Source organism: Paenibacillus sp. FSL W8-0919 (genome assembly GCF_038003785.1).
In the GTDB taxonomy this organism is placed as follows: Bacteria; Bacillota; Bacilli; order Paenibacillales; family Paenibacillaceae; genus Paenibacillus_AQ; species Paenibacillus_AQ lactis.
Genome location: NZ_JBBOPV010000001.1, coordinates 6699024 through 6712231, shown reverse-complemented (window position 1 = coordinate 6712231; position 13208 = coordinate 6699024). Strand labels below are relative to the sequence as shown.

Genomic DNA, 13208 nt, shown 5'->3' with positions numbered 1-13208 from the left:
GATGGAAAGCGCGCCCGCGTGGCTAATAAGTCCCGAAAAGGGACATGTAGCCAGGGAAAGCGCGCATGCGAGGCCAACAAGTCCCGAAAAGGGACCTGTAGCCAGGAAAAGCGCGCCCGCGAGGCCGACAAGTCCCAAAAAGGGACCTGTAGCCAGGAAAAGCTCGCGTGCGGGCGAAACAAGTCCTCAAAAGGGACTTGTAGCCAGGAAAAGCTCGCGTGCGGGCGAAACAAGTCCTCAAAAGGGACTTGTAGCCAGGAAAAGCGCGCCCGCGGGCCAAACAAGTCCCGAAAAGGGACTTGCAGCAAGGAAAAGTGCGCATGCGGGCGAAACAAGTCCTCAAAAGGGACTTGTAGCCAGGAAAAGCGCGCATGCGGGCCAAACAAGCCCGAAAAGGGACTTGCACATCAATCCGGGACACACCTTGCCAGCCCTGGCCCGCTTGTCTAGATTCGCCCCTTATGCTCTAGGCGGTTGAACAATGAAAAACGGTAACTTTTCAATGCCGACCGATCTCGCGTAAGTAAACAATTGTCCCTTGTGGTGGATCTCATGGTCGACCATGTTGCCTAGCCAGACGGAGCCCGGGGCCACAAAGCCGTTAAAATCCAGCGGTTGCTCCAATTGGGCTTCCGTCAGTTCAGCAAAGCCTTTTTCCGTAGCATTGGTTGAGGCTTGAACGATCTCCCGGATATCGCTGATCGATTCGAAGCTTGTCGGGAACGTTGGCGGGGAGAAGGCCCCATGCTTGATCGATTGCAGGAACATATCGGAAGATGCAGCCATGTGGACTATCAATTTCCCTAATGTCATAGCATTCGGCCAAGGCTTATATTCCAGATGCTCGTCCCGTATTTCTTCAAGCAGCTGCTGCAGCACACCCCGATGGCGGAGCCATCGCTTTAACTGTTGTTCAGTTTCCATGTACATAAAAAGTCCCTCCTCATAATCGTCACAGTAGATTCGAACTGCTTCTGGTATTAACCTTGTTTGTCATATGGCCTGACTATGGCGCATGGGTGTAGTGGAGCAATAGTAAGTAAATTCGATAGTATGCATGAATATCCTTTATCTAGGCATGCTTAATAAGCATATAAAAGTGAAATGTCGAAAGGATGATTCCCCATCCTTGCCTGGACCTCGTTTTCTAGTTCAACTTAGCCCAATGGAAAATCATGAAAAATAACTGTTGCAATCGGACATTCTTTCGCATATACTGATTTCAGTTAGTAATTGGTCAATCAATAATAAAAATTAAAAATTAACTTCTGAAAGGAGTGATTCCGTATGCCGCGCGAAGCCTCCGCGAACCGACGTCAGGATATTGTTGCAGCAGCAATCGAGGTGTTTGCAGAGATCGGCTATTATCGTGCGACAACCGCACAGGTTGCCGAACGTGCAGCCATATCGCAGCCTTACGTGTACCGTTTTTTTACCAAGGAATCGCTGCTGGTTGAAGCGCTGGCCGTATCTTGGAAGCGGATTGTTCATGCCTTCCGTCAGGTGATTGATTCGGCACCGTCCCAGGAGCTCGAAGAGGGATTGATCCGTGCTTACGAGGAGATCATGCTTGCTCATCGTAGTGAAATCTTACTGCAGATGCAGGCACAGACGATCTCGGATGCACCTGTTCGAGCAGCGATGCAGCAGGGAATGGGAGAGGTAAAGGAGCTGGTGGAGAATGCCTTCATCCATGCCGGATTTCAGGATGCGGATGTGAGAGTCTCCAATTTCCTTGCAAGGGGAATGCTCTGTAATGCCGCAATGGCCATGGACATGCCGAGCATCATGCCGAAGCGTTAGGGGTTGCCGATGGCAGCGGGAGATGGTAAAGGTGAGTGCAGCCCAGCACTTTACACCATGGAGGCATCAAAGCATCGAGCCGTAAGGTCTGCCATAGTTGCTTGAGAGCAAGCTACATTCGCCGGGAATGCGCGCCCCGTACAGTGAGAGCACCAAGCTACGTTCGCCGGAAATGCGCGCCCCGTACAGTGAGAGCACCAAGCTACATTCACCGGGAATGCGCGCCCCGTACAGTGAGAGCACCAAGCTACGTTCGCCGGGAATGCGCGCCCCGTACAGTGAGAGCACCAAGCTACGTTCGCCGGGAATGCACACCCTGTACAGTGGGAGCACCAAGCTACATTCGCCGGGAATGCACACCCTGTACAGTGGGAGCACCAAGCTACATTCACGGGGATGCGCGCCCCGAACAGTGAGAGCACCAAGCTACGTCCACCGGGAATGCACACCCTGTACAGTGAGAGCACCAATCTTGCCTCGCCGCGACTGCCTGCCCCTTACCGGGAGGGGCGCCCCCGGATTGCCGCAACAGCTTATCGGAGAGCACAGCTAACGGCAGGTCACGTCTGCCCCACTGTAGTGTAAGAGCTCTGATTTTCCAGTCATTTGGAGTTAGGCATTATTTTTTTGAACATTAGTAATTGGTCAATCAATAACAAAAAACAAAGGAGATGTTTGATTATGAAAAAGGCGATTGTTCTGGGTGCAACGGGCGGAGTAGGAAATCCGCTGATGCCGAATTGGTGAGAAGAGGGATCGAAACGATTGCCTTCGGCAGATCGATGACCAAGTTAAATGCACTTGCCGAGGAGATTGGCAGCTCCCCATTGTTGAAGCTCCGGACCGGGGATGCCTTTAAACCGGAGGACATCGTTCATGCGGCCGAAGGGGCGGATGTCATTTTTCACAGCGCAAATATTCCGTATCACGAGATGGAATCACGGCTGCTTCCACTCGGGGAATCCGTAATGCAGGCCGCCCAGCGGATGAACGCAAGAGTAGTTGTCGTGGACGGCATATATCCCTATGGGCGACGCAGAATGGAGAAAGCGACGGAGGAGCACCCGAAAATGCCCCATACCCGAAAAGGCAAAACCAGGCTTGCCTATGAGGAGCTTCTGTTTTCGTCACGTTGGAAACCCCGCACCCGCCCGTTGATCGCCCGGTTACCGGATTATTACGGCCCCTCGGCTCAAGCATCTTATCTATCCGTGACGATGGAGGCTATCGCAGCAGGTAAGCCTACGGCCTTCATCGGAAATATGACGGTTCCCCGCGAATATGTCTACTTGCCGGATGCGGCCCGGATGATTTTGGATATCGCCGTTCAGGAGGAGGCTTACGGGCAAAACTGGCACATTCCCGGTCCTGGCGTCATCTCAGGTCGTGACTTGGTACGCATCGCTCAGGAGGCAAGCGGAAGCCGCAAAGCCGTCATACCGCTGGGACGCATCGGGTTATCCCTGATCGGCCTGTTCAATCCCGTAATGAAGGAGGTCGTGGAGATGCTGTATCTTACGGAAGAGCCGCTCGTGCTGAGCGGGGAAAAATACGAGCGTCTCATCGGACCGTTATCCTGGACGCCGCATGAAAAAGCGATTAAGGAGACCATTCAGAGGTTGATGAAGAAGCAGGGCGTGTGAACGGATTGTTCAAATAGCAAGCGTACAAGATACGCGCAACGTCTGCCCATTATTTTTTACTAATAGTAATTGGTCAATCAATAATACCTAATAAGGAGGTGATTCGATGGCCAAACTTCAATTGAAGTTTGTGGACGGCGTACTGGCCGTCATCATTCTGGTGTCAATGCTTAGCTGGTGGGATTAGTAAACGAGCTTTAAAGCGCATTGCTACAAATCATTGTTAGGGAGGTTTGGATCTATGAATGAAGGTTTACGTTCGGCCTGGGCATCGAAGCATACGCTTTGGCTCGGAATTGCCGCGGTCTTGTTGGTACTGTTCTCCATATGGGATTAGCGAAAAAAGCTTGCACGCTGGCCGAAAGGGCTGGCGTGTTTTTTTTTCAAAAATATTTAAATTCCATCCATCAGTTGCATTCGCTCAAACGTTATATTAACAAGAAAGACAAAACGGAAGATACGAGGTCGGCTATGGACGTAAATGATCTGTACGAAAATTTGAAGGAGGATGTCCGGCGCTACGCCCGGTCGGTCGCAAAGCACGCGTACGAAGCCGACGATCTGGTGCAGGATGCCTTCATCAAGGCGATGAAGGAGCCGCAGCTGGCACAGTGGCCGCTCCACAAGCAGAAGGCTTGGTTCTTCAGGGTCATCAAAAATCGGTTGATCGACATTACCCGGCGGGAAAAACGGCTGCTCCCCTGGGATGATGATCTGGATGCTACCTTGTTATCCGTGCCAGACCTCGAGATGGAGACCACGGAATGGCTGGGCCGCTTGCCCCAGTCCCAAAGCGATATTGTGTTTAAGCGCTACTGGCTCGGCATGTCCAGTCAGGAGATCGGGGACCAGCTTGGATTGCCGGCCGCCACGATCCGTTACAAGCTGCAGGCCGCCATCAAGAAATTAAGAACCTATTGGGAGGAAGATATGAAATGAGCAGAATCATTGGCAATGTGGGGATGCTGGATCTTACGGAGGCAACAGAGGAAAGCGTGAAAAGCATTGAACGGATCGACAATGTGGGCATGGTGCTGTACCGGGCGGAGACCGCCCATCTTCTGGCGCTGCTCACGAACGCCGGCAACATCGGCAAAACGCTGGAAATCCCCAGAGGCTACCGCTTTTTTAAAGGCACTTTGAGATTGAACGCCGAGTATTTTAGGCAGAAGCAGCCGGAGAATGTATTTACGTATGGCACGGTGGTCATAGATCAGGATGTAACCCTTGAAGCTTTTGAGCATAGCGGGCTGCACATGGTAGTGAGGGGCGAGGTGTATGTTCCAAAACATTTGGAGGGAGCCATAACCGCATCGCTGCTTAAAATGGAGGGAGCGGAAGCGAGCATCCAAGCCTATCAATCCGAGCTTCGGTTTGAGTCCGGGAAATTCCGTCTGACCAGCGCGTATTTGTCTTCGCTCAAGGAGCCCCGGTACTTGGTCGTGAATGGCGTCCTTGAATTGGAGAAGGATCTGGACATGGAACAATTCGCCGACCGGATTGAAAAGATCCATGTGAACGGCATCGCGATGATCCATGAGGAGCAGAGCCCCTATTTTTATGACAAAATGCAGTCGATCAACGGTCAGGTAAAGGTAATTCCTGCAGGGTTCGAGCATGTAACGAAAACGCTGAGACTGAACGCCCGAACGATTCGCCGATTTGCCGACCGTAAATTATATACCAAGCACCCCATTGTGCTTGATGCTGACGTGACAAGGGAGGCGTTCAGCCGCGCCATCGCCGGGATTCAATCGACCTCGATGGTGATCTGCAGCGAAGACATTGAGGATCTGGTCTGGGAACGCTGTCCGGACGTGAATACGGAGATCGTCAGCTATGAGCAGGCATTCGTATTCGTGGAAGGAGAGGAAGTATGGTCGAAGGACCAATTGCTTGCTTTAAAGGAGCCGGCCAGCTTCATTGTAGACGGAACATTGATCCTCGAAGACGACGTTACGGAGGATGTATTGGAGGCCAAGCTGCGTTCCTTGGATCTGTTCGGGAAAGTGATGGTCGCGGAAAAAAGAATTAAAGGTGTTTTATACCCTTACCTTCGGAGCATGAGCGGCAGTATTATAGTGAAGGGGACGGAGGAGAAGTTTGCAGGTATCGGTAATGTCGGAATGTTGTCGCTATAAAAGAAAAGAGGAAGGTAAAAATGAATATCAATAATGAAGATATTGCCAACCAGCATGTGAACGATCTCCGCCAGGAACTCGAACGATGCAGGTTGGCTCAACAAACGAAAGCCACCCGTAATGAAGCTGCAGATGCTGCCGCAGGCGGCGCGAAGACTGCAGGCAAATGGAAGGCTTTGCTGGATACCATCATGATGATGGGAAGACGATTACTATAATTAAAGTGCGTGTTCAAAAAGTCGGTTTTTCAGCACCGAGAAGGTTGGATGAAGGTAGGGACTGAGGAGCGGAGCGTACGTTTTGGGTACGTGCGCACCGGAAGGCCCGGCTGAATTCAAGATTCGATGCCGAGTTACTTCTTGACGCACTTCGTGATCAAAAGACGATTTTTTGAACAACCTCTTAAAGTCATCCATTGGATGGATCGCCGGTGCCAAGAAAGTGGCACCGGCGATTTTTAATTAGGGGGAGGCTGGACGCAGGCAACAGGCAAGGGCTAAGTAACGGCGCGAGCATTGGACTTGGAGACCTGGCACGCATAGCTACGAGAATCAAGCGTTGCGTTCATTCATTCGCTCATACAGAAAATCAACCACATGCTTGACTTCCATCGTTTCGCTGCAGCCGTGCTGTTCCACGCCCAGCTTCATCTGCAGCAGACAACCCGGATTGCTGGTCAGCAGGTATCTGGCTCCGGTGGCGTTGACGTTCTCCATCTTATGCTCCAGGATTTGACCCGCCATTTCCGGCTGCGTCACATTGTATATGCCTGCCGAGCCGCAGCAGCGGTCCGCTTCCCTCATCTCTTGGAAGCTGACGTTGGGCACCTGGCTTATGAGCTGCCTTGGTGCCGCCCCGCTGCGCATCACATTCCGCAAATGGCAGGAGTCCTGATAGGTCACAACGACAGGCTCGGTGGACGTCGCGGATTCACTGAATGCAGGCAGTCTGCCATGCTCCACGAGCAGCTTGCTGATGTCCACGACCCGGCTGGCGAACCAGGCGGCTTGTTCCTTCCAAGTCTCATCCTCATGAAGCAGATGGTCATACTCCACCAACAGGGCACCGCAGCCGCCGGCATTGGATACGATATAATCCACATCCAGCTCCTTGAACACCCTCACGTTGATCCTCGCCATATCTCTTGCCAGCTCCAGCTCGCCGCTGTGGGCATGGAGTGCGCCGCAGCAAACCTGCTCCGGCGGTATAACAACCTCGAAGCCCGCCTTCGACAGCAGCTTTACGGTATTGACGTTGGTGCCGGCGAACATGACATCCATGATGCAGCCTCTGAATAAAGCGACGCGAGCGATCGGAGTGCCTTTAGCCGGATACACCGTTCCCAGCTGTTCGACGACGCCATCCGCGGTGGCGTCCGGCAGAATCCGCTCCATGTCCCGCAGATGCTTGGGGAAGAGGCGCATGACGCCGGTTCCTCTCGCCACGCGCTGCAAGCCGGATTTTTGGTAAAATTTCAGCGTTCTTCCCAGCGTCTTCAGACGTTTGCGGTGCGGGAAGACGCCCTTGAAGAACAGCTTGCGCATTCCCTTCACAGGAATGGAATGCACCGGATGATCCTCAATGGCGTCTCGGGCCTGCTCAATGAGCTGACCGTATTTCACATCTGCCGGACATACCGGCTCGCAGGCTCGGCAGCCCAGGCAATGGTTCATCTGATCGCGGAAGCGATCATCCGGCTCCATCAGCCCGTCGGCCACGGCCTTCATTAAGGCAATGCGCCCGCGGGGAGATTCGGGCTCTACGCCCGTTTCCCTGAATGTAGGGCAGGCCGGGAGGCAAAACCCGCAGCGCATGCAGTTGGTCAATTGATCGTAATCGAGCTTTTCGAGCAAGGTACGGGCCAGGGGATTGGTATGGTTGATCTGGGGCTTTTTCCCGATATTCGCTTGGCTAGTCATGATGAATTACCACCCTTTTTCGTGATTCTTTGGCAAACACCTTGCCTGGATTCAACAAATTATCGGGATCGAATACCTGCTTGATCCCTTTCATGAGCGAGACGCCGGAAGCGCCGATCTTCCACTCAAGGAATGGTGCCTTCACCATGCCCACGCCGTGCTCGCCGGTAATGGTGCCGCCAAGCTCAAGGGCCGCCGCGAAAATCTCTTCAAAGGCTTGCTCCACCCGGTGAATTTCCTCCGCATCCCGGGCATCGGTCGTTGCCGTAGGATGCAGGTTGCCGTCGCCGGCATGGCCGAAGGTGGCAATCGTCACATTATACTTGGCTGAAATGTCATTGATCCGGCGGACCATATCGGCGATTTTGGACCGGGGAACAGTCGCGTCCTCCAGAATCGTGGTCGGACGAAGCCGCGCCAGCGCCGTAAAGGCGCTTCTTCGCGCTGTCAACAGCCGCTCCGCCTCTTCCCGGGTGGCAGCCACCTGAATGCTGTCGGCTTGCTCGCGCATGCAAATTTGGCGGATCTGCTCAATGTCCCTGGTTACAGTCTCGGGGTCACCGTCCTGCTCGATCAACAGGATCGCCTCCATGTCCAGCGGAAGGCCAAGCTTGGCAAAATCATCGACGACGCGGATCGTCGGATTATCCATGAATTCCAGCGTCGCCGGAATAATCTTGGATTCGATAATGGCGGAAACCGTCCGGGCCGCTCCGTATAGATCGCGGTACATGGCGAGCATCGTCATTTTGCTCTTCGGCGGGGGAATCAGCTTCAAGGTCGCTTCGGTAATAATCGCAAGCGTGCCTTCCGAGCCGACCAGCAGCTTGGTCAAATCATATCCCGCTACATCCTTCATCAGCTTTCCGCCGGTACGAATGATTTCGCCGCTGGCGAGCACGGCCTCGAGCCCGATCACATAATCCTTCGTCGTGCCGTATTTCAAACCGCGCAGACCGCCCGAGCATTCGGCGATATTGCCGCCGATCGTCGAGATGCGCATGCTGCTTGGGTCCGGGGGATAGAACAAGCCCAAGGATTCAATATGTTGAATGAAGTCGGCCGTAATGATCCCGGGCTGAACGGTGGCCGTCAAATTTTCCAGATCCAGCTCCAGAATTCGGTTCATCCGGTGCATCACCATGACGACGCCGCCTTGAATCGGAACGGTTCCTCCGCAGAGATTGGAGCCTGAGCCTCTGGACACGAGCGGGACTTTATAGGCTGATAACGCCTTCATAATGGCGGAAACCTGCTCCGTGTTGGCAGGATAGATTACAGCGTCAGGCAAAGCCTGCAGCATCGGAGTGCCGTCATAGGAATGCGCGATAAGCGCCTCTTGATCATCCCGGAAGTGGGCATCGCCAACGATGGAGCGAAGCTGTGCGGCGAGAGACGGGTCTAACATAAACGAGTTCCCTCCTAATTGATCAGGTCATCTGATGACTTTTGTTTTATTATATGACATGATTATAGTAATGAATAGTACAAAAAATGAGCAGGAGGCAAACGGACCATGCGAACGATCAAAGTGGAGAACCAGAAGGGGCATGAAATTGTGGGGGAGCATCTGCTTCAGCAGATCCGGGAGGGGCATCTCAAGCCGGGCCAGAAGCTCCCCTCCGTCGTTGAATTAGCGGCCGCATATGGCGTAGGAAGATCCACGATCCGTGAGGCGGTCAGCGCCCTCAAGGCCATGGGATGGGTCGATGTGCGTCAGGGAGGCGGGACATATGTGAAGACGGTTCTTCCCAGCGAGCCCCGAAGCGGCGCCGACTTATTGTTCCAAGGGGCCGAGTCCCTTATTGAGCTGCTTGAAGTCCGCAAGGTGTTGGAGTCCGGTACCGCCTCATTGGCTGCTGAACGGAGGACGGAGCAGGATCTTGTCCGAATGCGCGATGCCCTTTCGCAGATGGAGCATGGGCTGAAAGTAAACGATACGGGGGAAGGCGAGAGGGCGGATGTCGCTTTTCATATGGCGATTGCGGCAGCGTCAGGCAACACGCTGCTGATTCAGCTGATGGAGTCGCTATCCGACCGTTTAACGGACACCATTCAGAAGTCCAGGGAGCTGTGGTTCTACAAGGAACAATCAACCGCCGCCCGGTTATTGACGGAGCACCAAATGATATTTGATGCGATTGAGCGGCAGGATCAGGAGCAGGCCGGTGAGAGAATCGCAGCACATCTGACCAAGGTGGAGCAGGTGCTTCGATCAGGGCTGGCGTCGGAAAGCGGCAGACTGCCGGATTAACGCGTACATGGCTGAGGGAGGGGGAAGAACTCGATTTTTTTGCTGCCCTTGTACCCAAGGTAACCTGCAATCGACTTAAGGATGAGCCTTACACTTTACTTCGGGTCAGTGCCGCTTGGCACTGGCTTATTTCATTTTATTGTGCGGTCCGGTTTTCTACCTATCGTTAAAAAAAATTGACTTAACGGAGAGTTGTTCGCTATTATTTTACCTAACGATAGTTAAAAAAAGGTGGGCAACCAATGAAGAAACGTGATATGACTTCACAGCAGTTGATTGAAGCGGCCCTGCATTTATTTGCGCAGCACGGCATCGAGAAGACCAGCCTTGCAATGATCGCAGCGGCGGTAGGCATGACGAAGCCTTCGATTTATTATCATTTTGCTTCGAAGGATGAACTCATCGAGCGGGTCTTCGAATACATGTTCAGTGACTACCATTTCGACCATTACTTCTCGGTTTCGGAGCTGACTGCGGAGAATTTCGTCTTGAAGCTGTACGAGGGCGGGCTGCGTATGTTTCCAGAGGATGAGGAGCATTTTGCTCCGGTCTTCCGATTGTTGAACGAATTCATGCTGACTGCCGGCCGAAACGGACACTATGGCGAGCGAGTCATCGCCATGCAGCGGGAATTTCTGGACGGATTCGAGAAGGTCATGCAGCGGGGAGCCGAGTTAGGCGTAATCGAACCCGAGAACGTGACGGTTAAGGCCCATTTGCTGGCACTTCTCATTGACAATATCACCAGCTACATGATGATGGGCATGAAGCTGCCGTATCAGGAGTTATGGAAGGAAGCCGTCAACAGCGTCTTCCGGAAAGGGGAGGATCGTATTGGATAAACGAACGGAATGGACGGAGCTTGGATTATCGACAGTGGATAAAATGCTGATATGGGCGATTCCGCCGGTGCTTGGGGGCGTGCTCGGCTGGTTCCTTCCTGTCATCGCGGAATGGGCGTCCAGCCTGCCATGGGTGCCATTCCAGGGGCCGCTGGAGCTGGTTGCTTCGCTGCATGGACCGTGGGTTGCGCTGATTACGGCACTGCTCGGGCTCCTTGCGGGCATGTGGCTTTCCCATGCGGCCATACGTGAGAGCCTCCACGTACGAATATCCGACCGGGAACTGCAGCTATCCGTGAATGGTGCAGAGGCTAGTTACGCAAGAGAAGACATATTCGCCGCCTTCCTGGATGGCAAGGAGCTCGTCCTTGTCGGTCAGCAGGGTCAGGAGCTGTATAGACAGAAGATTGAAGGGAAAGCACGGCTGTTCACGGAGGAGTTTCTAAGGCACGGCTACCCGTGGCGGGAAGGAGATCCGTATGCGGATGAATACCGCAGGTGGGTCGCAAATTCCCCGGAATTGACCGCAGCCATGAACGCCCTGTTCGAGGCGAGGGAGAAGGCACTGCGAGAGGATGACAAGGATGATGCAGACGATCTGCGTCGGGAGCTCTCAAAGCTCGGGGTAACGGTCCGTGACGAAGGAAAGCGGCAGTACTGGCGTCTGCATGGATCGCGGCTTTAACGACTGTAGCGACCGTAATGGCAGCAACCTGCTCTTCCACTCTCAAACAAATGAACCCCTTCCATCTGACAAAAAGACACCCTACACCGCTCTCGCAAACAATTTTCCCTCTTGAGATAAGACATCCGGCGGTCCTTTCCTTCAAAGAGAAGCTTTACAATGAAAGCGATACCTCGAAAGCGATACCTCACTCGAAGGAGATGTCTTATGAATTTTGATCTGAATATCGTGCCTTTCAGCCGAAGAGAGTCCTTCTTGGCGATCTCCCTCCTGCCCGAGGCTAAGGAGCGGAGAAAGGGGCTTTACCTGCGTACAGTCCGCGGAGGAGACGACAAGTTTGGCGAGGCCTTTCTGATTGAGCTGCTGGACCGGAACAACGAGCCGGTTTCTTTTGACCCTATTGCATCACCCGAAAAACTCAGGCTGGAGACCACGCATTGGGCTGGCCACGCAGATATTTGCATATCCGACTCCCGGACCGTCAGGTTCCGGTCGAAAGGATGCGGTATACGCCTCACCTTTTTTCCCGCCGCATATGATTATGCTTATGAGACGGATCCGGACCGCTGGGAAGTGAACAGCTTTACCCATGGCTGCCGCTTTATGCTGACAAGGCTTGCGGGACGCATGAGCATGGAGGTTGCATGGGATGAGATCAAGAGCTCGCGGGTAACCGCCGAATTTTCAGCGGATGAGGAGACCGACACGGCGGAATTTGCCGTGGAAGAGTTCATGACGGTAATGACGCCGCGCTCCGAATGGGAGAGCTTTGACGAGGCGGTGCGGCTCGTTCAGGAGGATTACGGCAGCTGGTTAAACCGCACCTTAACCGTCCCGGAGCGTTGGCAGGAAGCCAGAGAGCTCGCCGCCTATATCACCTGGTCCTGCCTGGTTCCCGCCGAAGGCTGCCTGACCCGCCCGGCGATGTATATGTCAAAGAACTGGATGACCAACATTTGGAGCTGGGACAACTGCTTTAATGCAATGGCCTTGGTGCGGCATAACCCGAAGCTGGCGTGGGACCAGTTTATGATCTTTTTCGACCGGCAGGATGAGAGCGGGCTGATTCCGGACTTCGTGAATGATAAATACGAGCTCTGGAACTGCAACAAGCCGCCGATTCACGGATGGACGCTGTCTTGGATGATGCGGCGCACCGATTTCATACAAGAGGAGCAGCTGCGCGAGGTGTACGGACCGCTCTCCAAATGGACGCAGTGGTGGTTCACGTACCGGGATCATGACGGCGACGGCATTCCCCAGTACAACCACGGCAACGATTCGGGCTGGGATAACAGCACGGCGTTCAATAACGGGATCCCTGTGGAAAGCCCCGACCTCTCGTCCTATCTGATTATTCAGATGGAGGTGCTGGCCGAAATCGCCGGCCTTCTCGGGTTGCCGGAGGAAGCTGCCGCATGGAAGCAGAAAGCGGACGATACGCTTGAGCGCATGCTCTGTCATTTTTGGAGGGATGGAAGGTTCACGGCCTGCCGTTCAGGCACGCATGAGGTGTCGGAAGGCGACAGCCTGCTGCTGTTCGTCCCGATCCTGCTGGGCAAGCGGCTGCCGGAGCATATCCGTGCCGCGCTGCTTGCGGGACTTCGGGATGAGACCCGGTTCCTGACCTGGAACGGCTGGGCGACGGAGAGCGTCAGCAGCCGTTATTATAAGCCGGACGGATACTGGCGCGGGCCGATCTGGGCTCCCTCGACCATGCTGCTTGTCGAAGGCGTTGCGGCAGCCGGCGATCAGGAGCTGGCGGCGGAGGTGGCCCACCGGTTCTGCCGAATGCTGAGCAGCAGCGGCATGGCAGAGAATTTTGACGCCCTGACCGGAGCGGGGCTGAGAGACCGGGCGTTTACCTGGACCTCCAGCGTATTTTTGATACTTGGACATGAATACACGCGTTGACCGACCT

At 54.0% G+C, this 13208-nt stretch carries 11 protein-coding genes and 1 pseudogene; 9 read left to right on the top strand and 3 right to left on the bottom strand.

Translation table 11 applies throughout. The annotated features are described in order from the left end of the window. Positions 1-459 precede the first annotated feature (459 nt). The gene (locus NST44_RS30265) at positions 460-930 is read right to left on the bottom strand and encodes a DinB family protein (protein ID WP_028405782.1); all 471 of its coding nucleotides are present in this window, start codon (positions 928-930) and stop codon (positions 460-462) included. Between the two features lie 357 nt (positions 931-1287). Here NST44_RS30265 and NST44_RS30260 point away from each other — a divergent pair, with 357 nt between their 5' ends. The 5 genes and pseudogenes from NST44_RS30260 (at position 1288) to NST44_RS30240 (ending at position 5805) form a co-directional block, all read left to right on the top strand. Further along, positions 1288-1803, top strand: a complete 516-nt coding sequence (locus NST44_RS30260; RefSeq protein WP_007131493.1) for a TetR/AcrR family transcriptional regulator — start codon at positions 1288-1290, stop codon at positions 1801-1803. Positions 1804-2484: 681 nt separating this feature from the next. Continuing rightward, positions 2485-3446, top strand: a pseudogene (locus NST44_RS30255) (NAD-dependent epimerase/dehydratase family protein). Between the two features lie 471 nt (positions 3447-3917). Continuing rightward, a complete protein-coding gene (locus NST44_RS30250; protein ID WP_340901389.1) occupies positions 3918-4385 on the top strand; it encodes an RNA polymerase sigma factor in 468 nt (155 codons plus the stop codon). Then, positions 4382-5587, top strand: coding sequence for a hypothetical protein (locus tag NST44_RS30245; protein WP_340901388.1), 1206 nt, complete (start codon positions 4382-4384; stop codon positions 5585-5587). The genes NST44_RS30250 and NST44_RS30245 overlap by 4 nt, the downstream gene beginning before the upstream one ends. Before the next feature lie 20 nt (positions 5588-5607). Next, positions 5608-5805, top strand: coding sequence for a hypothetical protein (locus NST44_RS30240; RefSeq protein ID WP_340901387.1), 198 nt, complete (start codon positions 5608-5610; stop codon positions 5803-5805). Positions 5806-6138: 333 nt separating this feature from the next. Here the strand turns inward: NST44_RS30240 and NST44_RS30235 are convergent, their stop codons facing one another. Together NST44_RS30235 and NST44_RS30230 are read right to left on the bottom strand one after the other, a co-directional pair. Continuing rightward, positions 6139-7506, bottom strand: coding sequence for a (Fe-S)-binding protein (locus NST44_RS30235; RefSeq protein ID WP_340901386.1), 1368 nt, complete (start codon positions 7504-7506; stop codon positions 6139-6141). After that, positions 7499-8914: an FAD-binding oxidoreductase gene (locus tag NST44_RS30230; protein ID WP_028405787.1), complete on the bottom strand. Its 1416-nt coding sequence runs from the start codon at positions 8912-8914 to the stop codon at positions 7499-7501. The genes NST44_RS30235 and NST44_RS30230 overlap by 8 nt, the downstream gene beginning before the upstream one ends. Positions 8915-9022: 108 nt before the next feature. Between NST44_RS30230 and NST44_RS30225 the strand changes: the two genes are divergently transcribed. The 4 genes from NST44_RS30225 (at position 9023) to NST44_RS30210 (ending at position 13201) form a co-directional block, all read left to right on the top strand. Further along, the gene (locus tag NST44_RS30225) at positions 9023-9760 is read left to right on the top strand and encodes a FadR/GntR family transcriptional regulator (RefSeq protein WP_340901385.1); all 738 of its coding nucleotides are present in this window, start codon (positions 9023-9025) and stop codon (positions 9758-9760) included. A 242-nt stretch (positions 9761-10002) separates the two neighbouring features. Continuing rightward, positions 10003-10602 carry a TetR/AcrR family transcriptional regulator gene (locus NST44_RS30220; RefSeq protein ID WP_340901384.1) on the top strand — a complete coding sequence of 200 codons (600 nt, stop codon included), beginning with the start codon at positions 10003-10005 and terminating at the stop codon, positions 10600-10602. Further along, a complete protein-coding gene (locus NST44_RS30215; RefSeq protein WP_340901383.1) occupies positions 10595-11287 on the top strand; it encodes a YqeB family protein in 693 nt (230 codons plus the stop codon). Before NST44_RS30220 ends, NST44_RS30215 begins: the two co-directional genes overlap by 8 nt. A 207-nt stretch (positions 11288-11494) precedes the next feature. Beyond that, positions 11495-13201: an amylo-alpha-1,6-glucosidase gene (locus NST44_RS30210; RefSeq protein WP_340901382.1), complete on the top strand. Its 1707-nt coding sequence runs from the start codon at positions 11495-11497 to the stop codon at positions 13199-13201. Positions 13202-13208: the final 7 nt, after the last annotated feature.